Origin of the sequence: Chryseobacterium sp. YR221, from assembly GCF_900176315.1 — a bacterium.
Classification (GTDB): domain Bacteria; phylum Bacteroidota; class Bacteroidia; order Flavobacteriales; family Weeksellaceae; genus Chryseobacterium; species Chryseobacterium rhizosphaerae.
Window position 1 is genome coordinate 795,922 of record NZ_FWXM01000002.1, and the last position, 21,142, is coordinate 817,063.

General features: G+C 36.5%; 16 protein-coding genes. 8 read left to right on the plus strand and 8 right to left on the minus strand.

Annotated features, from left to right (window positions below):
• The first annotated feature begins 25 nt into the window (after nucleotides 1–25).
• Nucleotides 26–1,780: an aspartate--tRNA ligase gene (gene aspS, locus B8967_RS08605; RefSeq protein WP_047488893.1), complete on the plus strand. Its 1,755-nt coding sequence runs from the start codon at nucleotides 26–28 to the stop codon at nucleotides 1,778–1,780.
• Nucleotides 1,781–2,281: 501 nt separating this feature from the next.
• Complete coding sequence (locus B8967_RS08610) at nucleotides 2,282–3,607, plus strand: M12 family metallopeptidase (RefSeq protein ID WP_084085727.1); 1,326 nt, start codon at nucleotides 2,282–2,284, stop codon at nucleotides 3,605–3,607.
• A gap of 100 nt (nucleotides 3,608–3,707) precedes the next feature.
• Here B8967_RS08610 and B8967_RS08615 read toward each other — a convergent pair whose 3' ends face one another.
• Both B8967_RS08615 and B8967_RS08620 read right to left on the minus strand, forming a co-directional pair.
• Nucleotides 3,708–4,982, minus strand: coding sequence for an adenylosuccinate synthase (locus B8967_RS08615; protein WP_084085728.1), 1,275 nt, complete (start codon nucleotides 4,980–4,982; stop codon nucleotides 3,708–3,710).
• A gap of 210 nt (nucleotides 4,983–5,192) precedes the next feature.
• Nucleotides 5,193–5,762 (minus strand): Crp/Fnr family transcriptional regulator, encoded by a 570-nt coding sequence (locus B8967_RS08620; protein ID WP_047488885.1) that lies wholly within the window; start codon nucleotides 5,760–5,762, stop codon nucleotides 5,193–5,195.
• 143 nt (nucleotides 5,763–5,905) lie between these two features.
• On the opposite strand from B8967_RS08620, the gene B8967_RS08625 reads away from it, so the two are divergent.
• The 4 genes from B8967_RS08625 (at nucleotide 5,906) to B8967_RS08640 (ending at nucleotide 9,811) form a co-directional block, all read left to right on the plus strand.
• Nucleotides 5,906–6,691 (plus strand): non-homologous end joining protein Ku, encoded by a 786-nt coding sequence (locus B8967_RS08625; protein WP_084085729.1) that lies wholly within the window; start codon nucleotides 5,906–5,908, stop codon nucleotides 6,689–6,691.
• Nucleotides 6,691–7,296, plus strand: a complete 606-nt coding sequence (locus B8967_RS08630; RefSeq protein ID WP_084085730.1) for a DNA polymerase ligase N-terminal domain-containing protein — start codon at nucleotides 6,691–6,693, stop codon at nucleotides 7,294–7,296. Before B8967_RS08625 ends, B8967_RS08630 begins: the two co-directional genes overlap by 1 nt.
• 71 nt (nucleotides 7,297–7,367) lie before the next feature.
• Entirely contained in the window at nucleotides 7,368–9,248 is a 1,881-nt protein-coding gene (gene ligD, locus B8967_RS08635; protein WP_084085731.1) for a DNA ligase D, read from the plus strand.
• A gap of 29 nt (nucleotides 9,249–9,277) precedes the next feature.
• Nucleotides 9,278–9,811, plus strand: coding sequence for a hypothetical protein (locus B8967_RS08640; protein ID WP_047488868.1), 534 nt, complete (start codon nucleotides 9,278–9,280; stop codon nucleotides 9,809–9,811).
• Nucleotides 9,812–9,860: 49 nt separating this feature from the next.
• On the opposite strand, the gene B8967_RS08645 is transcribed toward B8967_RS08640, so the two are convergent.
• The 5 genes from B8967_RS08645 to B8967_RS08665 all read right to left on the minus strand — a co-directional run bounded on the left by B8967_RS08645 (nucleotide 9,861) and on the right by B8967_RS08665 (nucleotide 13,742).
• Entirely contained in the window at nucleotides 9,861–10,706 is an 846-nt protein-coding gene (locus tag B8967_RS08645; RefSeq protein WP_047488865.1) for a mechanosensitive ion channel family protein, read from the minus strand.
• A gap of 364 nt (nucleotides 10,707–11,070) precedes the next feature.
• A complete protein-coding gene (locus B8967_RS08650) occupies nucleotides 11,071–11,805 on the minus strand; it encodes an SDR family NAD(P)-dependent oxidoreductase (protein WP_084085732.1) in 735 nt (244 codons plus the stop codon).
• A 147-nt stretch (nucleotides 11,806–11,952) separates the two neighbouring features.
• Complete coding sequence (gene yajC / locus B8967_RS08655) at nucleotides 11,953–12,318, minus strand: preprotein translocase subunit YajC (RefSeq protein ID WP_047488858.1); 366 nt, start codon at nucleotides 12,316–12,318, stop codon at nucleotides 11,953–11,955.
• A gap of 10 nt (nucleotides 12,319–12,328) precedes the next feature.
• Nucleotides 12,329–12,835: a DUF1573 domain-containing protein gene (locus tag B8967_RS08660; protein ID WP_047488854.1), complete on the minus strand. Its 507-nt coding sequence runs from the start codon at nucleotides 12,833–12,835 to the stop codon at nucleotides 12,329–12,331.
• A 1-nt stretch (nucleotide 12,836) separates the two neighbouring features.
• Nucleotides 12,837–13,742 carry a transcription antitermination protein NusB gene (locus tag B8967_RS08665; RefSeq protein ID WP_047488851.1) on the minus strand — a complete coding sequence of 302 codons (906 nt, stop codon included), beginning with the start codon at nucleotides 13,740–13,742 and terminating at the stop codon, nucleotides 12,837–12,839.
• Nucleotides 13,743–13,833: 91 nt separating this feature from the next.
• Here B8967_RS08665 and B8967_RS08670 point away from each other — a divergent pair, with 91 nt between their 5' ends.
• The gene (locus tag B8967_RS08670; protein ID WP_084085733.1) at nucleotides 13,834–15,495 is read left to right on the plus strand and encodes an ABC transporter ATP-binding protein; all 1,662 of its coding nucleotides are present in this window, start codon (nucleotides 13,834–13,836) and stop codon (nucleotides 15,493–15,495) included.
• 99 nt (nucleotides 15,496–15,594) lie between these two features.
• Entirely contained in the window at nucleotides 15,595–15,930 is a 336-nt protein-coding gene (locus B8967_RS08675; protein WP_034701927.1) for a DUF3276 family protein, read from the plus strand.
• A gap of 168 nt (nucleotides 15,931–16,098) precedes the next feature.
• Here the strand turns inward: B8967_RS08675 and B8967_RS08680 are convergent, their stop codons facing one another.
• On the minus strand, nucleotides 16,099–21,141 hold the full coding sequence (locus tag B8967_RS08680; RefSeq protein WP_084085734.1) for a DUF4132 domain-containing protein: 5,043 nt from the start codon (nucleotides 21,139–21,141) through the stop codon (nucleotides 16,099–16,101).
• Nucleotide 21,142: the final 1 nt, after the last annotated feature.

The window sequence follows — 21,142 nt, forward strand, 5'->3', positions numbered from 1 at the left end:
AACATTGAACTTTAAACAAATAATTATGTTTCGATCACACACCAATGGAGAACTATCTCTAAAAAATCTGAATGAACAAGTTACACTATCAGGATGGGTACAGACTATCCGTGATAAAGGATTTATGATTTGGATAGATCTTCGAGATCGTTACGGAATTACTCAGTTGGTTTTTGACCAGGATCGCTCTTCAGCACAGCTAATGGAAGAAGCTAAGAAATTAGGCCGTGAATTTGTAATTCAGGTTTCCGGAAAAGTCATTGAAAGAGTAAGTAAAAACCCCAATATTCCAACGGGGGAAATTGAACTTTTAGTAGAAACACTGACTGTTCTTAATAATTCACAACTTCCACCTTTTACTATTGAAGATGAAACAGATGGTGGAGAAGAGCTGAGAATGAAATACCGTTACCTTGATATCAGAAGAAATCCGGTAAAAGAAAAGCTGATCTTCCGTCACAAAATGGCACAGAAAGTAAGAAATTATTTATCTGATGAAGGTTTTATTGAAGTAGAAACTCCTGTTTTGATCAAGTCTACACCGGAAGGAGCCCGAGACTTTGTGGTTCCCAGCAGAATGAATCCTGGGCAGTTTTATGCATTACCACAGTCTCCACAGACTTTCAAACAGCTTTTGATGGTAGGTGGAATGGATAAGTATTTCCAGATTGTAAAATGTTTCCGTGATGAGGATTTAAGAGCGGACAGACAACCTGAATTTACACAGATAGACTGCGAAATGGCTTTCGTAGAGCAGGAAGATGTCATGAATGTTTTTGAAGGAATGACTAAAACTCTTTTAAAAGATATTACAGGTCAGGAATTTGGAAATTTCCCAAGAATGACTTTCGCAGATGCGATGAAAAAATATGGAAACGACAAACCGGATATCCGTTTCGGGATGGAGTTTGTAGAACTTAATGAACTGGTAAAAGGAAAAGATTTCAAAATATTTGATGAAGCTGAACTGGTTGTAGGGATTAATGTAGAAGGATGTGCAGACTATACGAGAAAACAGATTGACGAGCTTGTAGACTGGGTAAAACGTCCACAGGTTGGTGCCTCAGGAATGGTATGGGCAAAATTCCAGAATGATGGTGTGAAGACCTCATCTGTCAACAAATTCTACAATGAAGAAGACCTTGCGAAGATCATTGAAAAATTCGGAGCGAAGGAAGGAGATTTAATGTTAATTCTTTCCGGAAATGAGAATAAAGTAAGAGCGCAGCTTTCTGCTTTAAGAATGGAACTTGGAAACCGTTTAGGGTTGAGAAAAGGAAATGTATTTGCTCCTCTTTGGGTAGTTGACTTCCCTCTGTTGGAATGGGATGAAGACACTGAAAGATTCCATGCAATGCACCATCCGTTTACCTCTCCAAAACCGGAAGATATCCACTTATTGGAAACTGATCCGGGTAAAGCAAGAGCTAACGCTTATGATATGGTATTGAACGGAAATGAAATCGGTGGTGGATCTATCAGAATTTTTGATAGAGATTTACAGTCAAAAATGTTTGACCTGTTAGGATTCACAAAAGAAGAAGCTGAAGCTCAGTTTGGATTCTTAATGAACGCATTCAAATACGGCGCACCTCCACATGGTGGTTTAGCTTTTGGATTTGACCGTTTAGTAGCTATCCTGGATGGCAATGAGGTCATCAGAGATTATATTGCATTCCCTAAGAATAATTCAGGGCGAGATGTGATGATCGATGCACCGGCTTCCATTGCTGATGCACAGCTTGATGAACTAGAACTTCAATTGAATTTAAAAGCATAAATATAAAGCGGAGATTTTTTCTCCGCTTTTTTTTTACCCAAAATTACTGAAACGTCCAGTCTAGCTCCTCATTTGCCGATATCATTCTTTTTAAAAGCAACTATTCGGGCGTGGTACTACTCTACTGTCTATAAGATGGATTCCCACATCCGTTTGAGTTTACCAGAATAAAACGAACTTTCTCATAATATTAGGATCACATTAATCTTATATCAACTGCTCATGAAATAACTTCATTCACGATTTAATAGGAAAATTTAAACAAACAATCAATATTTCAACGAAATAAATGCATAAATAAAACAAAGTAAGCAGTAAAACAACCATTATATTATGTTATATATAAATACAGCTTTTGTTATTATATTTACAAAACACAGCTGAATGATAATTAAGATCAAACTTAGGAATTAATTTACCTCTGTACTATGTTCCGTATGCTGATGAGCCCGCTGTTCGTATTTGGAAAAATTTATCAATAAAACCAATATTTAATATTATATGAAAAGCAAATTATTAGTCTTATCAGGATGCCTTGTTTTGGCAATGAATTCATGTAGGTCAGATACCGAAAATGCTTCAATTGATCATACAACATCGAAGCTCAATGGCACAACGATTCACAAATTATCAATTAATGGGAATTATACTTATGTCAATGAAGTAAATGGTGAATATTTTTATGCAGATGATATTACTATTACCTCCGAACAATTTAACAAATTAAAGATGCAGGCCAATTCTGAATTGTCAACAATGGAGAAAAGTACAATTGTCAGCTCCTTTATTAAGACATGGCCAAATGCAACAGTATACTATACATTACCTAGCCAGGGAAGCCTGAGTACCCAGAATTATAATACGTTTCTTACAAATATTAACAAAGCGTTTGAAATGATTTCCTCTCAAACCAGTGTTCAATTTATTCAACGTACCAATCAAACTGAATATATCACCTTTACTTATTCTACTAGTACAAACAGTTCTCCACTTGGATGGGGAAAAAACACAGTTAATGGTATTAAAATTTATAATATTACCTATCCTGCAATTATTGCTCACGAAGTGATGCACTCTATGGGAATCATGCATGAACAATGCCGTCCGGACAGAGATCAATATATTATTGTAGATGTTAACAGGGCAATAGAAGGAAGCCGACATAACTTCAACCTTTACAATGATTACGCAGGAAATGGCGAATTTGATTTCGGGTCAGTAATGATGTATCAGTCCACAGACTTTGCTATTGATACAAGCAAACCTGTAATGACTAAACTGGACGGTTCTACTTTTACCAAGCAAAGAACAGCATTGTCTGCTGGTGATTATGCTGGAATTAACCATTTGTATGGACCTGTTAATGCCACTTCTGCAATCAATGGAACTTATACGCTGACAACATCTTTAGCAAGTGATAAAAATTTAGATATTTCCGGAAGTACCATTACAGATGGAGTTAATATTATTCTGAACTCAGCCTCTACAGGAAATAATCAGAAATTTACGTTCACCAAGTCAGATCATGGTTATTATATCATCAAATCTTCAGTGGATCCTACAAAGGTATTAACCGTAAAAAATAGCGGAACACTGAATGGAACAGCTGTAGAATTAAGAACCAATTCTAATACAGATTCTCAGAAATGGTTATTGTTCAATCTGGGAAATAATGGCTTTGGGTTCGCCCCTAAAAATGCACCATCCTTGCGATTAGAGGTAAAAGATGGTTTGACAACTAATCTTACGCCTATTGTAATCGGTAGTACGGATACAACGGTTCAGCCTTCTACAAAGCAACGTTTTAAACTTACAAAGGTCAATTAACTTAAACTTTTTCATTCTTCCAGACGTAAGGAGGTTAGGAAATAAATTTCCTAACCTCCTCTGTTTTATATAAACTGACGGGTAAACCTACTTGCCTTAACTATTTACTGCTTAATTTCAAAATCTGCTCTCTTCCCGGGCCTATAGAAAGGTAAGCTACAGGAATACCCAGCTCTGCCTCCAAAAACGTCAGGAAATCTTGTAATTCTTGAGGCAATTCGGAGTTATTTTCCATATTGGAAAAATCGGCGTTCCATCCTTCCATCCACTTCAGTACCGGTTTTGCATTGTCTGGAAGCACGGCAGAAATCTTTTCTATTTTTCCGTCTTCCAGTTCATAGTGTGTACAGATAGCTACTGATTTCAATCCACTTAAAACATCAGCTTTCGTCAATACCAATTGGGTAACTCCATTGATCATAACAGCGTATTGTAAGGCAGGTAAATCCAACCATCCAATTCTGCGTGGTCTTCCCGTATTAGAGCCGAATTCGTTTCCTTTTATCCTGATCTCTTCCCCCAATTCATCAAAAAGCTCTGTAGGAAACATTCCGTTTCCAACCCTGGTACAGTAGGCTTTTGCAATCCCGTAGATCTCACCCATTTTTTTCGGTGAAATACCTAATCCGCTGCAGGCTCCCGCCGCCGTAGTAGACGAAGAGGTTACGTATGGATAAGTACCATGATCGATATCCAGCATGGCCGCCTGAGATCCTTCGGCCAATATATTTTTCCCTTCATTTAAAGCGGTATTCAAATAGATTTCAGTTTCTGTACAGTTGAACCTCTTAAGAAAATCTACCGCTTCAAAAAACTCGTTGCTCATCTCCTCAAAGGAAGGTAAAACCATCCCACCGTCTGTAAGCATTTTATAGTCTCTCCTCAAAATAGGCACTACCCTTGTTTGAAAATCTGATGAAAACAGATCCCCTACCCTAAGGTTTTGTCTCAGTATTTTATTGGAATAAGCCTGTGCAATCCCATTTTTGGTGGTTCCAATTGTAGTATAATCCGGACTTTCCTCCATAAAAATATCCAAAAACTTATGAGTGGGTAACACCAGATGAGCTTTTCTGGAAATAATAATATTTTTCTCCGGCTGTATGGTTTCATCAAACACCTGAAGATTCAGTATTTCTTTTTTAAAACTTACAGGATCGAGAACCGTTCCTGTTCCAATAACATTCTGTACTGTTTTCATAAAGATTCCCGAAGGAATCATTTTAAGCGTGATTCTTTTTCCATTTCTTTGTATACTGTGTCCAGCATTGGAACCTCCATTAAAACGCGCTGTAATATCATAGTTTTCACTGATAAGGTCAATAAACTTTCCTTTTCCTTCATCCCCCCACTGTAATCCTAATACAATATCCATATTTTTAATTTTATGCTGCAAAATTAGGCCAGCCAGACGTGAGGACCATTGTCATTTGGCAAAAAGCATGGGGTATTACATTATGCAACGTACAATGTACCAGATTGACAGTCTGACCCTTAAACTTTGGTAAAGTTTGAATGGATTGATCATTTTAGGAAACAGAATATGCTCTGCCTCTTATGGAAATTGGTATTGTCTGTTTAAATACTATAAGATATTTCTTCTGATCCTGCTTAGGGAAGATGGCGTAATCCCAAGATAGGAAGCCAGCATAGATTGAGGAACCCTGTTAGCAAGGCCGGGATAATGGTTTAAAAAATGAATATAGCGGGCTTTAGCATCCTGGTTCAGCATGATACTCGCTACTTTAAGCTTATTTTCTGCTACAAAGACATGAATTCTGGCAAATAAGACAGGCCATATGGCAATTTCTTTTTCCAGAATCTTGAAATGATCCCAATCAATAACAAGCAGTACCGCATCGGTTACAGCTTCAATGTATTCATGAGAAGATACCTGATCTGTAAAACCCTGAAAGTCTCCGATAAACCTTCCTTCATAGATAAAATATCGCGTAAAGTCATCTCCCTGCTTATTATAATACAAAGATCTGAAAACGCCTTCCTTCACAAAAGCAATCTTTTTACTTACTTTTCCTGCTTCTACAAAACTGTCTCCCTTCTTTACACTAATCTCCTGGATTCCCTGAGAGATGAGTAATTCTTCCTGATCACTCAGTACCCCAAATTTTTTGATGTAGTTAAAAAGTTCATCCATGATTATTTGCCCGCAAATTGGAAAACATAAAGGTATAAAACTATATCTGTAAAACAATTGCCATTTGACAAAAAGCGTACAAACACATACCACACAAGCCTCCAACGGCATGTTAATTGCTTGATTTTTAAAAACGTAAGACAATGAAAGCAATTTGGAATGGTGCCATTGGATTCGGTTTAGTAAACATTCCCGTTAAGATTTACTCTGCCACGGAAACCAGTAAATTGGACCTTGATATGCTCGATAAATCTGATTTTTCCAATATCCGGTTTAAAAGAGTGAACGAGAATACGGGAAAAGAAGTCAAATGGGAAAATATTGTCAAAGGTTATCTCATGGATGACCAATACATCGTTCTGGATGAAGAAGATTATGAAGCGGCAAGTCCTGAAAAAACAAAAATACTTTCTATTGATCAGTTTGTAAAGGAAGAGGAAGTAGACAGTGTCTATTTTGAGACTCCTTATTATCTGGAGCCTCAGAAAAACGGTGAAAACGCCTACAGGCTTTTATTAAAAGCACTTGAAGAAACAAAAATGGTCGGAATAGGTACTTTCGTACTCCGCGAAAGTGAAACAATCGGAATGATACGCCCATACCATGATAATATCTTAGTTTTGAATCGCCTGAGATTCGATCAGGAGATAAGAAGTTATTCGGATTTAAAAATTCCGGCACTTAAAGCACCGAAACCGGCAGAACTAAAAATGGCGGTAAGTCTTATCAAGCAACTTTCACAAGATTTTGATCCTGCCATGTATAAAGACACATATTCTGCAGACCTTATGAAGATTATCAAACAGAAGGCGAAAGGTAAGAATATAAAAGCTCAAAAAGCCCAACCTGCTAAAGAAGGCAAAGTGATTGACCTTATGGCCCAGCTAAAAGCCAGCCTGAGTAATTCTAAATCTAAATCTGCATCATAATGGCTCTCAAAGATTATCAAAAAAAACGGAAGTTCGATGAAACCAGCGAACCTAAGGGGAAAACAAAAAAGAGCAAAAACAAATTGATTTTTGTCATTCAGAGGCATGCAGCATCAAGGCTTCATTATGACTTCCGATTGGAGATGGAAGGAGTTTTGAAAAGCTGGGCTATACCCAAAGGGCCGTCATTAGATCCGCAGGATAAACGCCTGGCGATGATGGTAGAGGATCATCCTTATGATTACAAAGATTTTGAAGGAAATATTCCTGAAGGAAACTATGGCGCCGGGCAGGTAGAGGTATGGGACAGCGGAACCTATGAACCGTTGGATGAAAGTACTGCACTTTCTGACGAAAAGGAACTGTTGAAAGAACTGCATTCCGGATCATTAAAGTTTATCTTACATGGTACAAAGCTGAAAGGCGAGTTTGCTTTGGTTAAAATGAAAAATGCTGAAAACAATGCATGGTTGCTGATTAAACATAAAGATGAATTTGCAGAAAGCCCATATGACGCTGAGGAAAACACCTCATCAAAATCTTTAGTCACCCAATTTTTAGAGGAAAAAAAAAGCCTGAAAATAAACGCAAAAAAGAAGTTATAACTTCAGGGAAACCTTTCAAAAGCTTTAATTCTTTAACCAACGAAAAAAAGCTTACAACCTTTATAAAACCTATGCTGGCGAAGCTTTCGGAAAATGCTTTTAATGATAAAGACTGGGTTTTTGAAATAAAATGGGATGGCTACAGAGCAATCGCGGACCTCCGCCATAAAGCCCCCCTATTCTACTCCAGAAACGGAATTTCATTCTTATCAAAATTTGAAAGGGTAGCGCGTGATTTCGTAAGACAAAAGCATCATATGATCCTGGATGGGGAAATTGTAGCATATGACCACAAGGGAAAACCCAGTTTTCAGCTTTTACAGCAAATTGGTGATACTCCCAGTCTAAGTCTTGTTTATCAGGTTTTCGACATTCTGTGGCTAAATGGCCACTCCACAGAGGAATTGCCCCTTATTCAGCGAAAAGAGCTTTTAAAAGAAGCGCTGGTTGAAACTGAAACCATTGTCTACTGTGATCATATTCCTGAAAAAGGTATTGCGTTTTTTAACCAAATGAAAAAAATGAAACTGGAGGGAATGATTGCCAAACGGGCTGACAGCCCATATATCGAAAATCAAAGAACCAGTGACTGGCTTAAAATAAAATTCACCAATACGGATGAAGCTATTATTTGTGGTTTCACTGAACCAAGAGGCTCACGCCAGGGTTTTGGAGCCCTGATTTTAGGGAAGTATATTGATCAAAAACTCACCTATTGCGGCCATACAGGAACAGGATTCAATAAAAATTCATTGCAGGAACTTTACAAAAGACTTCAAAAATTAACAGTCAGGATTTCACCTTTTGAAATAATTCCCAAAACGAATATGCCCGTAACATGGATTACACCTGAACTGGTGTGTGAAATCAAATATTCTGAGATTACTAAAGACGGAATTTTCCGGCATCCGGTTTTTATCACCATTCGTGAGGATAAAGAACCTGAAGAAATTAAAAGTCTGCTGAAGAACAGTCAAAACGAAAAATCTAAAGGAATGAAAACAAAAACAACTTCCAGAAAAAAGGAAACTTCTGAAAAAGAAACTGAACTCATACTGAATAAGCATCATATAAAACTCACTCATCAGGATAAAATATATTTTCCAAAAGATGGTATTACCAAGGGGGATGTAATCTCTTATTACCAATCTGTCGCAGACTATATTTTACCTTACCTGAAAAACAGGCCTTTGTCTCTCAACCGTTTTCCCAACGGAATAGAAGAGCAGGGCTTTTATCAGAAAGACGCCGGAGATCATATCCCTGACTGGATCAAAACAACAAAGGTGTACTCGGAATCCAATGATAAATACATTGATTATATCTACTGTAATGATCAGGCAACGTTGGCATATCTCAATAATTTAGGGTGTATTGATTTCAATCCATGGAATAGCTCTCTGCCGGATCTTGAGCATCCGGATTATCTGGTTTTGGATCTCGACCCGTCATCAAAGAACACATTTGATGAGGTTATTGAGACCGCCCTTCAGGTGAATGAGATCTTACAATCTATTACAGTAAAAGGCTATTGCAAAACTTCAGGGAGTACAGGGATTCACATTTATATTCCTATGGGTGGAAAATATGAATTCGACCAGGTAAAAGATTTCGCTCATATACTCATGAAACAGGTCAATGAAAAGCTCCCAAAGATTACCACCATAGAAAGGAGCCTTCAAAAAAGGGATAACAAAAAAATCTATCTGGATTATCTTCAAAACAGAACCGGACAGACTTTGGCCAGTGCCTATAGCATAAGACCCAAACAAGGAGCATCTGTCTCCATGCCATTGGAATGGAATGAGCTCAAACCGGGATTGCAACCTACTGATTTTAATATTGATAATGCCCTGGATAGGATAAAGGGAAAAGGAGATTTGTTTAAACCGGTTCTGGCTAAGGGTATTGATATGATAAAGGCTTTGGATACTATGCAGAATATTGAATAATTTTGATATTTTTGCCGAAAACTATAATCATGGAAAACACTCTTAGAATTCAAGTAAATTTTAATGAGAAGATTATTCGTAAACAACTTTGGACGTATTTCTATTATTCATGGAAAAAGAAAATGCCTACTATTTTACGAAACTTCTTTTATGTATTATTTATCATTTTCATTTTTGATAGCCTTCTGGGCAATAAAACCAGATACAACTTCTTACAATTTGTCATTGTATTTTTAGGCCTTACCTGCATTTTTTATCTTATTAACTTTTATTATCAAAAGATAACCTACTCCACTAAGATAAATAAGCATATTGATGAATTAAAAGGGTATCATCCTGTCACAGAATTATATTTTGATGAGGAAAACTTTTATATCAAAGGTGAACAGTATGATGTAAGAAGTATTTGGAAAAAAATCACTTATGAAGTTTCCGGTAACATTATTTTGATTCAAGTTGAAATAGGAACTCCCTTTATCTACGTTATCAGTGAAGAAGAAACTGATCAATATGCCGAGATTCTTAGCTTTTTGAAACATAAAGCTAAGTCAAAGAAAAAATAAAAAACCTGCATTGTTAGCAATGCAGGTTTTTTTTAAGATTTTATGCCTTTTATTTATTGTAAACATGAATATCTCTCTGTGGAAAAGGGATTCCTATTCCTGCCTTATCAAGAGCTTCTTTACAGTTGATAATCAGTTCCTCATTCATTTTCCAGAAATTCTCATTAGAGGTGGTCACTCTTACAGATAAGTTTACAGCACTGTCACCAAGTTCTGTCACCATTACCTGTGGGGCAGGTTCTGTAAAGGCATATTGGTTGTTATTGATCACCCTCATTAATATTTCTTTGGTCTGTTTAAGATCTGCATCATACGCTACTCCTATATCCAAAGAAGTTCTTCGGGATCCTAATTGGGTAAAATTGGTAATGCTGTTATTGGAAACTACCCCATTCGGGATAACAATTAATTGGTTTTGTGGGGTAATCAGCTTGGTATGAAAAATATCGATAGCCTCAACGGTTCCTGAAACACCGGAGTTGGTAGAAATAAAGTCTCCTATTTTAAATGGTTTTAACAGTAAAATAAGAATTCCACCTGCAAAATTGGTTAGTGATCCCTGTAATGCCAGACCTACTGCCAAACCGGCTGCACCAATCATCGCCACAAAAGCTGAGGTCTGTACTCCCAATTGGGTAACAACCACTATAAAAAGAAGAATATTAAGCCCCCAATTAATAATATTTAAAAGGAAAAGCTGTAAAGAAGCTTCCATATTACGTTTTTTAAACGCTTTTGCAACCAGCTTTTTAATCATTCTTATCATCCATGAACCAATCAGGTAGATCAGTATTGCAGAAATTACTGCTGTGATAATTCTTGGTGTCCATGAAATGGCTGAAGATAGTAAAGAATCCCAGTGTTGCTGAATGTTGTTTAATTCTAAATCGTTCATTTGTCTGCTGCTTATTTTAGTATTTGTATATCTGTTATGGGCTTCTTGTACAAGATTTAAAATGAAAATGAGTATAACATCATCCGGTTTCCAAAAAGAAACAGGCCCTAGCCCTTTCGAGCTAAAGAAAAAGTATTATCCATGAATATAAATTGATTGCGAAACAGAATGGTTTGGCTTACTCAATGATCATTTCAAAAATTGAATCTTGGTACGAAGAAATAATTTTGGGTTTTATAATAGCAAAGAGGATACCGAACTCCCCTTTTAAAGAAATAAGGTGCTTATTATTATACATAACAGACAGAAAAAATAATAAAAACATTCATTACACGGACCGTTTTGAATGCTAATATTCAAAACATTACGGCAATTTAGCGACTAAACCTTCCGGCAGAAGTCTGAGAATATGATAAATCATTTTCCATTTAAAATTTGGAACAATAGTAAAGGAATTGCCAGCATTGACAATATATCCTGCCACATAATCAGGCTCCATAATCAAGGACTCATTAAGCTGTAATCCGTCATTAATTTTTGTTCTGATATATCCAATGACCAATGCATTGACAATGATTTTTCTGGAAGCCAATTCCTGTCTTAAACCCGCCAGATACTGAGTAAAGGCAGCTTTTGTACTTCCATATACAAAATTGCTTTTTCTTCCTCTTACACCGGATAATGAGGAGAGTCCTACCATTCTTTCCAGGTGTTTATTGCTTTGATCCATTGCAATAATGCTGAGAATGGAAACAGCTCCCATATAATTGACCTCCATCATTTGTTTAGCCCCGCTAAAGTCAGCTAATGCTCTTTCATTATCTACCAGGAAACCAGCAGCATAAACTACTATATGAGGTTTTACAGGAAGTTGATCGTAAAATTTCTGATGGGAATTAAAATCTGCGGCATCAAAAGATAAAACGGCAATTTTAGTTTGATCCAAATTATTCTCAGAGATAAAATCTTCCAGAGATCGGGTATTTCTGGAAGCCGCAATTACAGAAAGTCCTTTTTCAATATATTGCTTGATGCATTGTTTCGCGACATCTGAATTGGCTCCTAAAATAAGAACAGTTTTATTTGCGTTTTGATCCATTTGGCAAAGATAATTTCTTTTTTCAAAATGAAAATGAATGGTTGCCAAATAACTATTATGTATTATAGACGGCTTAGTATATTCTATAAAAGAGAATCAGCGGGTGAACTTCGTTCACCCGCCGATTCTGCATATTTTCAAACCGAATTATTTCTTTTCTTCAGTTTCTATTTCTTTTTTGTCTGCTGTTTTATCAGCAGCTTTTGCTTTATCTCCGAAACGGGTTTCTGTCATTTCTCTTGAGATAGCCGCTTTTTCGAATTTCAGTTTTCCTGATAATGTTTCGATAACAAAACCGTCATCCTGAACCTGAGCAATTCTTCCGTGAAGTCCTGAAGTAAGCACAACTCTTGTTCCTACTTTTAGATTTTCCTGGAAATTCTTCTCCTGTTTTTGTTTTCTCATCTGAGGTCTTATCATTAAGAAATAAAACCCTACAAACATCACTCCCATCATGATCAGCATCATAGATGAAGATCCTTGTGGTTGTGCTTGTAAAAATAATGTCAACATATTTTTTTAATTATGGTTGGATGTTCGCAGTGAACGTTAATTTGATTGGAGCTTTCTCCACATTTGCAAAAACATCGGCATACTTCTGAACGTTTCCATCGAAGTTTGAAGAGTCGAAATGTAATGTAATCTTCCCTTTTTTACCTGGCATGATAGGTTCTTTTGTGAAGTCAGGAGCTGTACATCCGCATCCAGGCTTAACTTCAGAAATAACCAATGGATTTTTCCCAGTGTTAGTTACTTCGTAAACGTGTTCTACTTTATCTCCTTTTTTGATTTTTCCAAAATCGAAGTTGCTTTCAGATAAAGCGATAGAAGTAGAAGGTTCATTAGAAGCAGGAGCAGCAGCTTCACCTGTTGCAGGAGTTGCTGTAGAATCTGCCGTTGCAGGAGTTGTTATAGCTGTAGAATCAACAGCTACTGTTTCAGCACTTTGAACTTCTTTGTTTTCTTTTTTACAAGAAACTAATCCCAGGCCTATGATAGATAAGGCGATAATTGATAACGTCTTTTTCATTTTATATTCTATTTTGATCTTTACAATATTTATCTAAAATACCATTAACAAAAATATTGGAACGGTCTGTCGCAAATACTTTTGCAATTTCAATATATTCGTTAATAATCACTCTTGAAGGCGTAAACGCAAAATTATCCAGCTCTGAAATTGCAGTTGACAAAATAACTTTATCCATTAAAGAAACTCTCTCCAAATCCCAGTTTTCAAGTCTCTCTTCCAGCTTTTTCTCGTTATTTTCCCAGTTATTCAGAGTATCTCTCAATAATTTAGAAGCGAAACTTTTATCTTCTTCATCTTTAATCATCTTAATTAAAGTTCTGCTTTCTTCATCTTCTCTCAGGAAACCGATGGTTTTCTGAACCATTGAATTGGCAATATGAATATCATCATACCAAGAAAGTTCTTTATCTCCTAAATAATCATGAAAATCATCGTTTTCTGCGATATATCTAAGGAATAATTTACCGATAAACTTCTGATCAGCCTCAAAAGAATATCCATCTTCTTTCATAAAATCCTGATAACGTTTTCCTGCTGTAATTCTTTGGAAAGTCTTTACCAACAAATCATCGTGCATATCCCATTTCAACTGCTTGTGCTGGCCTGTGAAAAATAATCTCTCAGGATTTTCTTCCAGCTTCTTTAATACTTGATTGTTGATGAATTTTTGGTTAGGGTTAATATCAGCATCTGTCTTCAGATACTTATTTTTCCCGATTTCGATCTGATGCTCTGCCAAATCTTTTAGTGCCACCAAAAAATTCAGCTGATAGATGTAAAGATGATAGATTTTCTCTATTCCAGCGAACATGTTTTTCTCTAAAACATCAAACTTTACAGGATTTTGATAGTACGAATACACTGTTTGTACTAATTTTTCACGGATTTGTCGTCTTCCTAACATTCAAAGAGCTTTTTTATGCCTGCAAAGATACAAAATTTAAAATTGATGAAATTCGTAGTGTGATGACATTTTCGTAATTTTGTAAAACTATATGAAAGCTCTAAAAACCTTAAACCCTTATTTTTGGAAACACAAAATACTATTGTTTTGGGGAGTACTATTTATCATTGCCAGTAACTTTTTTAATATTTATAAAGTTCAGTTTGTAGGTAAATCCGTGGATGAACTCACTAAAAACGGGAATCTTGGCTTCAATAACCAGGTTCTTATTTATGTTGCTATCATTGTGGGGTGTTCCCTATTGACTGGATTTTTCACCTTCATGATGAGGCAGACAATTATTGTTGCTTCCAGAAGAATTGAATATGAACTTAAAAATAAAATCTACCGACATTATCAGGATTTATCTTTAACGGATTATAAACAAACCACCATCGGAGATTTAATGAACCGGTTAAGTGAAGATGTTGTAGCCGTAAGGATGTATCTAGGACCTGGTGTCATGTATGTAGCAAACCTCATTGTCCTGGTTGTCATCACTTCTATTTATATGGTGAAAACAGATGCGTCCATGACTTTATGGACATTGTTGCCGCTTCCGATACTATCTTATGCTATCTATAAAGTAAGTTCCATTATCAATAAAAAGTCTAAAGTGATGCAGAAAAGCCAGTCTGCCATTTCAACTTTTGTTCAGGATAGCTTTTCAGGAATCCGTGTGGTAAAGTTTTTTGCAAGAGAAAAATACATCAAAAACAATTACGGAATCAAGGTAACAGATTACCAGAACAAAGCTTTGGATCTTGCCAAAACTGAAGCCTATTTCTTTACTATTATTTTATTTGTAATCGGATTACTGAATGTTGCCGTTATCTGGATTGGTGGTGAAAAATACATTGCAGGAGAATTAAGTATAGGAAAAATTGCCGATTTCTTCATGTACATCAATACTTTAATTTTTCCATTCTCCATGGTTGGCTGGGTTACTTCGGTGAACCAGAGAGCTGAAGCTTCTATGCAGAGGATTAATGAATTTATGGATAAGAAATCTGAAATTGTAAATTCAAATTTTGAAAATTATCCCATCCAGGGCAGTATTGAGTTTAGAAATGTTTCTTATGTATATCCAAATACGGGAATCAAAGCACTAGACAACCTGAGTTTCACCATTAATGCTGGAGAATCCTTAGCTATTATGGGGAAAACAGGAAGTGGAAAATCTACCATAGCCCTTCTTCTATGCAGGCTGATAGATCCTACAGAAGGTGAGATTCTTATTGACGGTAAAAACCTTAAAGAACACAATCTCAGCAACTACAGAGATTTTATAGGATACATTCCTCAGGAAAGCTATTTATTCTCTGATTCTATCGAAAACAACATTGGTTTTGCTATAGATCATCCCTCTCACCAAAAAGTGGTAGAATATGCTCAGATTGCCGATGTTCACAAAAATATTGTCGAGTTTAAAGACCAATATAAAACACTGGTGGGTGAACGTGGAGTCATGCTTTCGGGAGGTCAAAAGCAAAGAATTTGTATTGCCAGAGCTTTAATTAAGGACCCAAATATCATTATTTTTGACGATTCTTTATCGGCTTTGGATACAGAGACCGAGCAGAATATTCTTGAAAATATTGATAAAAAAATAGGCAATGCTACTTCCATAATTATCACACACAGAGAGTCTAGCGCTCAAAAAGCAGACAAAATCATCAACCTCACGGAAATTGCCAATTCTGTAACCGCTTAGCCGTTTCGTTCTCAATTGTTAAATAAATCATAAAAAAAATTTTGTGATTAAAAGAATTCTTTTATATTTGTTCTTAACAAGATTAAAAAATATCTAACAATGAGTGAATACAAGGAACGCCATGAAAATGAAATTTTCACTAAGGTGTTAAAAGCAGGGAGAAGAACTTATTTCTTTGATGTGCGCGAGACGAAAGCAGGAGATTATTATCTTACAATCACTGAGAGTAAGAAAAATTTCGGAGAGAATGGGGAAGCTACATTCGAGAAGCATAAAATTTACCTTTATAAGGAAGATTTTAAAAGTTTTCAGGAGATGTTTAATGAGTCCACAGATTTCATCATTAATGAAAAGGGGGAGGATGTAATTTCTGAAAAACATGACAAAGACTTCAAAAGCAAATCTTTTACGATTGATTCTGACGACGAAGTTTAAAAAAGAATATCTAAAAACACAAGCATCTGAAAAAGGATGCTTTTTTTGTGTGAAAAATTGGGCTTATGGCTTATGGCTTATGGCTTATGGCTTATGGCTTATGGCTTAGCAAATGTAAAGTTTGAAAAAACAAAAAAGTACACCTTTGAAAAGTGTACTTTCTGTATTTTATACGTACTCCCGTTTTATCTGTGAAAGTATCGTTGGATCCTGTATTTCATTATCTTTAGATAGTAACAGTACTTTAGATAATACTTCAGCAGATTTCGGATCATCATCTGCAAAAGGTAAAAACAGCCTGCCTCTATGCTGAGAATGAACAGGAAGTATGGAAAGATAATGTCCGGGAACCTGATGCACTACAGCACTTCCCAAATGCACACTATATTCGGCCAAGCTCCCTTTTATCAATACGTGTGAACCTTCAATCTTTATATTCTCAAGTTTAAATAAACGAGCCGTTTCTTTCATCAGTACAGTCCGCATTTCAATAGAAGACTGACTGGCTTCCGGATCTACACCTCCCACATGAGCTACCGAGACAACCAGATCCACATCACGCATTACTTCTGAGAACAGTCTTGGACTGATCTCTTCAAAAGGAATATTCTTAGCATCTTTTAAAGAATGAAATTCTATCGTTTCCAATGTCGGGCTTTCTATATCGGCAGGTGAAAACCAATCGGCCATTGCATAAAGCTTGACCTGGAACCCTTCCTTATGATACACTTTCTGTAAGCCTTCTTCATAATCTACTTTCCACCCACGTGTTTTAAGCAAAGCTAAAGTCTGCTTGGGCTGGATCTGATGTCCTGCGTAACGACGGGATACAGATTTTTCTTTCAATTCGTCAGGGGTAGGAACATACAGCTCTCTGAAAATCTGTTTGAATGGCTGAATAAGCTTTTCTTTAAAACAGTAATGCTGGTAATCATTCCAGACTGAATGCTGATGAAAATCTACACAATGAGCGATACGCAAAGTATGATGCTCATTTAATTCCTGTATTTCACCATCCGTATTGATCAGGTTTCCATCATGGAAAAATCCGATTTTATGATCATTGGAAATAAATACCAGTTTCTCTAAATGCTTTACAATAACAGGATGTTCAAAAAGTTTCTTGATTTCAGCAAAAAAGAACTCATCTCCCCTGATCATTGCTTCCTCCAATCCTTTTCGGGAACGCATCCATTGTTCACGCATGATTTTACGGTAGTTCCCAAGTTCTATGATAGCTTTATCTTTTTTAATCTTTGGCGGAATAGATTTCAGCTGCTTATCATCTCTGAATACCACAAGCTCTGCTTTACCATTGTCTTCTATAATTAAGCCTACTGTAACTCCGTCAATGGTAACCTGTGTTTCTTTTGATAAAAGATTCTGAATTTGTTTGGTTTCCATAGCCCAGGTCAGCCTTATCGGATCAGGATACCCTGCATTTCGGGCTAAGTTTTCTAATGCTACCCGAATAGCCAGAGCCTCACTCGACTGCTTCATAGAGCCAAATTCCTTACTTTCTTTTTTGAACTGCTGGATGTATTCATAACGGTTCAGGACATCTTTTTCAGGATTGGTTTTACTCAACGGTACCAGTCCATATACACGGAGATAATCCTGATCACGCTTGTCTTTTACCTTTGTCGTTACTTCTTTTATTTTTAAGCTGCCAGCCAGTGTGTCGGAATAAAGCCTCGCCCGTCGGTGTCCGTTTCCATCAGATATATATTTAGCAGATTCATAAAGCATCTCCCATCTTGCTTTACCTAGCTCTTTGTAAGCTTTTGTAAACCAATCTTTATCCACGGCTCCATCCTTAAACTCCTGAATATCTACTGAGGAATATTTTGCAACTTCGCTTTCCAGTTTTGCATTCTGTGCTTCATAAGCTCCTGTTTTTGTATGGGCATGCATCCACCAGATCGCCGAATCCAAACCTTTCCAACCCAAATAATTACTTATCAGCTTTTGCCATTGCGGTGCATATACTGCAGCCTGTATCAGGCGAAGTTCTGTAATCTTTTCTTTTTTCACCATCTCGTTAAATGCTTCCTGTGTATCATTTTCCAAAGGATAGCAATTCGAAATAAGCCAGGAAAAGAGCTTCTGCTTTGTCATACTTTCCCCAGTATAGCTGTATATATAATTGGCATATAACCCGGACTTCCCTAATCCTTTCAGAAGCTGAATAAAACGATGTGCTCCATATATCGTCTGAAACTGCTGTACAAAATGAGAAACAGCTGTGTTGACATCCCCACGAATAAGCTCTATATCCAGGAATTTATCCTGTATTTCTTCAATCATCGGTTTTAAGAACGGAAATACCTCGAGATATTTCTCATTATGATGATAGAATTTGGTGATGGTAAGGTCCCTGATTGCAGAATCAGCAGTGAGGATTCCCTCATAAAGCTCTTCTCGGGTAATGGCTTTCAACTCATAGGCTTTACAGAATATATGGAAGGGAGGAACACTATTTGTTATATTTTCCTGCAATCCATTATACTGCATCCATCGGTATAAATTCCATTGTTTGAGATGTTGTTCTTCGGTAAGATTTTTCAACGGAACCGCCCTTAAAAACACATCAAAGAAAGACAGTTGCTGCCAGCCATTTCCTTGATATGAGTAATAATAGTCTTTGTTATCTTTTCCTTTATAATTAATAATATTTTCAGGAAGATGAGCAAACAATGTACTGCAGGCGTCCAGTAAGAAATCTACTTTTTCCTCAAATACAAATAGATGCTGCAGTGAGTAAAGAATTTTATTAATCGCATTATCCCAGTGATAGTTTCCTTTTGTAGGATTAGGAATAACACCCTGATTATAAAATACATAATCTTCCAAAAAGTCCCTGAATACTTTCCGGTCACAAGTATCTGCAAAGGTCAGTAAAAACAGGTCTCTGGGCTCTAATCCAGAATCTTTATACCATTGTTCCCAGACTTCAGACAAAGGATAATTGTCAGCGAGCTGTTGTGGAGTAAATCCATCGGTATTAGTTTTTATCTGACGGAAAGTATTTCCCATCAGTTCAACTGTTACTGAACCACTCCAGTCTTCAGATTCATACTCATAGTCTTTATGCTGCAGAAATATATCATTAAGTTTTTTTAATTCTTCTTTTACTTGGGTCAGAGGCTTTGAAAATCCATATTTATCTGTTTTAACGGCCTGTGCATATACCGAATTCGCTTCCACTGCTGGTAACGCATATTTTGAGATCACAGAAGGGTCATAAAACCCAAATCCGTTTTCAGCAGAAAGTATTTTTTTATCATCTGAAGGATGAAGCTGATCCAGCAAACTCTGTTCTCTTTCGGATACCTTTACCCTTTCGGTATATTGCTGTGTCCATCGAGAAATCTGAGCAGACAATCTCTTCTCTTTCTGAAGTTGAAGCATCATATCTAAAGAAGCCGCCCGCTGCTCGATATCCCCTTTAGCTGTGAGTTCATCAATCAAAGGAGTGATTTCGGCATCCTCCTGTGTAATCACCAGTTCTATAAGTTTTTTACGGAGAGTTCCGCCCTTTCTTTTAAACATATCGAAAAAGATCATTACTTCCTCTTTATGTAAAGGATTCTGATGCAGAACATTGATTCCCGAAGCGATCAGAGATTCACCCCTATCTTTTATAATCTTAAAGGCAAACTCTTTTTGAAAAGGGGTTATCGTATTTTTCTTCTGTTTACCGATATTATAAGATAAAGAATAACAGTAAAAATCCCCTAGAATATTTCGGGTAAGCAGCTCCCGTAAGGAAAGATCAAACTGATCAAAATAAGAAAGTATCACCTCCAGTTTATGGCTGTCTTCTCCTACCAGATAAAACATGGAAGCATATAAATCGCTCTTTTTAAACGTAGTCTTCAGCCAGGAGAATACTTTTCCTTCAAATTTCTTTTCTTTTATCTCGATTTTTTGAGTCAGCTCATGCAGTTTCTCAAAAAAGTCCGGATAATCTTTATTATTGATAAAAAATTTAGATTTTGTATTGGCACTTAATAATTCTGAAAGCGGCTGCCCGGTGAACGCCAATACCTGCATATCCCCTTCCAGCACGGCTTTATAATACAGAGGCATCTGAATGTAAGGATTCTGCGTTTCTATCGCAAATTTAATTGCCAAACATTTTTTTTCCTCATTACCTTTCTCAAACAACTGATGCAGATAAGGTACGGTTTTTTCCACATCCCATACCGCCTGTACCCAAAGTGCCATATAAACCTCATTATTATCCTTGCTTTTTATAGCATCAGGAATCAGTTCAGGATTTTTGAAATAGGTATGAGCCAATGATACAATATTTTTTACCACAGATTCTTTCTCTGCTTCCCATCCTAAGCCCGTCCAGGTATCTACCGCCCGAACAACCGATGAAAAACGAGTGAGTTTATGCTCTACAATGACATGGGTCATATATTCCAAAGCACCTATACTTGTTTCATCCAGGGCTTCTAATATCGTCTGGCGTAATCCTTCCTGACGCTGGGCAGCAAGCAAAAGTTTCTCCACCAGTTCCCAACAATGCTTCTGTTCACTGTTGAGCAAAGCTTTGATAATATTCAAAGATACTTTTCCCTGAGTATGTTTATTGAATATAATATCTTCAATCAACTGATAAATGGCCGTATTCCCCGTATCAATAGCTGCCGACCATATATAGAACTGGCTGCTATTATTAGATACTTCACTGTCATATATAATCTGCTCCTCTAATGAAAGGTTATAAAATTCCTGATTATAAGCATTCCGCTGCGGAAGACGTAAGAGACTTCTTATTAAATTAATCTGATTCAGTAGTATATATTCTTCCTGATGAGGAGCCCGAAACGAACGTCGATAATACCCTGTCTGATACATTTTATATGGCATTTTATTCCATACATATTTTACCAGATCTGCGTCATCCCCAAAGAAATAAACCAATAAATTATAGTAGTCCTGATCTTCCCAGAGATCAGATTTTATATAGTCTTTAAGTTTTTCAGAAGTTTTGGAACCTAAAGTTACAATCTCATAAGAATTAGGTTTTCCACTCAGCAATAAGCCTAATTCTGCAACTTCTTTCTTAAGCAAAGGTCTATCAGGAAATATCTGAGTAGACGTCCCTTTTTCTGATTGCTCTATCAGGTCTTTTCTTACTTTTTCATAATAATTTGTTATAACCTTTTTTGATTCTAACTTTTCGTTGATTTCCATG

Bases quoted from the DNA above. Each gene is read 5' to 3' on its own strand.
- aspS (WP_047488893.1), top strand. From the start codon at position 26: ATGTTTCGATCACACACCAATGGAGAACTATCTCTAAAAAATCTGAAT.
- B8967_RS08610 (WP_084085727.1), top strand. From the start codon at position 2,282: ATGAAAAGCAAATTATTAGTCTTATCAGGATGCCTTGTTTTGGCAATG.
- B8967_RS08615 (WP_084085728.1), bottom strand. From the start codon at position 4,982: ATGGATATTGTATTAGGATTACAGTGGGGGGATGAAGGAAAAGGAAAG.
- B8967_RS08620 (WP_047488885.1), bottom strand. From the start codon at position 5,762: ATGGATGAACTTTTTAACTACATCAAAAAATTTGGGGTACTGAGTGAT.
- B8967_RS08625 (WP_084085729.1), top strand. From the start codon at position 5,906: ATGAAAGCAATTTGGAATGGTGCCATTGGATTCGGTTTAGTAAACATT.
- B8967_RS08630 (WP_084085730.1), top strand. From the start codon at position 6,691: ATGGCTCTCAAAGATTATCAAAAAAAACGGAAGTTCGATGAAACCAGC.
- ligD (WP_084085731.1), top strand. From the start codon at position 7,368: ATGCTGGCGAAGCTTTCGGAAAATGCTTTTAATGATAAAGACTGGGTT.
- B8967_RS08640 (WP_047488868.1), top strand. From the start codon at position 9,278: ATGGAAAACACTCTTAGAATTCAAGTAAATTTTAATGAGAAGATTATT.
- B8967_RS08645 (WP_047488865.1), bottom strand. From the start codon at position 10,706: ATGAACGATTTAGAATTAAACAACATTCAGCAACACTGGGATTCTTTA.
- B8967_RS08650 (WP_084085732.1), bottom strand. From the start codon at position 11,805: ATGGATCAAAACGCAAATAAAACTGTTCTTATTTTAGGAGCCAATTCA.
- yajC (WP_047488858.1), bottom strand. From the start codon at position 12,318: ATGTTGACATTATTTTTACAAGCACAACCACAAGGATCTTCATCTATG.
- B8967_RS08660 (WP_047488854.1), bottom strand. From the start codon at position 12,835: ATGAAAAAGACGTTATCAATTATCGCCTTATCTATCATAGGCCTGGGA.
- B8967_RS08665 (WP_047488851.1), bottom strand. From the start codon at position 13,742: ATGTTAGGAAGACGACAAATCCGTGAAAAATTAGTACAAACAGTGTAT.
- B8967_RS08670 (WP_084085733.1), top strand. From the start codon at position 13,834: ATGAAAGCTCTAAAAACCTTAAACCCTTATTTTTGGAAACACAAAATA.
- B8967_RS08675 (WP_034701927.1), top strand. From the start codon at position 15,595: ATGAGTGAATACAAGGAACGCCATGAAAATGAAATTTTCACTAAGGTG.
- B8967_RS08680 (WP_084085734.1), bottom strand. From the start codon at position 21,141: ATGGAAATCAACGAAAAGTTAGAATCAAAAAAGGTTATAACAAATTAT.